Raw genomic sequence first — 759 nt, forward strand, 5'->3', positions numbered from 1 at the left:
GTCTGACTACTTGCACTCGGAAGGCACGTCATCGACGTCGCGATGCCAATGTCCTGTCTCGTCAACTCGGAGTCCGTACCCGTCGAGCACCTGCTGGATCTCGTAGAGCTTGTTGCCTTCACGGTAGGGCGAGAGCAGCTCGTCGCCTCGGCCGGTTATGTGGATCGCCAGTAGGCGCACAATCATCTGATTGACCTCGCTTACGACATAGGACTCGTCGTGGTCAGGGAACTCACCCCGGTCATAGTGCTTGACGTCGTTGTAGTTATTGGCGATAGCTCGCGACAGCCCAACCTGGTCGCGAATGCGCTGGGGCCATCGCACGTCGAGGGTGGCCAGGCACCTATAGACGTACGTCGCAGTCGTGGGCCTCCCTCGGCTCCACGTCGCCCGTTCACCGTCATGTTCGCCAAGGATGCCGCCGGCCGCTTCGATACTCATAGAAGTGGAAATGACCACATCCTCAATGAATCTCCCCGTGCGACCCAGCACACTCACGCTCGGGAGAATAAAACGCTCCCAGATAGCGTAATTCTCAGCCCATTTAGCAAGTCCCTCGGCCCCGATTTGGACCATGTGTGCGATCGGACGTCCAAGATCCTTCTTAGACGGAACTTCGGTGAGCCGCTCGCGATAAGTGTTCCGACTGATGATCTCGGTCAGCGGATGCGCGTAGATGCGACCGCCGTTCATTCGTGAGGCAAAGAGGTCATCGCGCAGTTTGTGCTCGCGGAACGACAGCGGTCGCCCGAAGAGGAA

The 759-nt window shown here is 58.5% G+C and carries 1 protein-coding gene; it reads right to left on the reverse strand.

Features of this window, described 5'->3' with window-relative positions; genetic code table 11:
• Positions 1-6 precede the first annotated feature (6 nt).
• On the reverse strand, positions 7-759 hold a 753-nt coding region (locus JF66_RS23905; RefSeq protein ID WP_197059510.1), incomplete at its 5' end, for a hypothetical protein.

This window comes from Cryobacterium sp. MLB-32, assembly GCF_000738085.1.
Taxonomy (GTDB): Bacteria; Actinomycetota; Actinomycetes; order Actinomycetales; family Microbacteriaceae; genus Cryobacterium.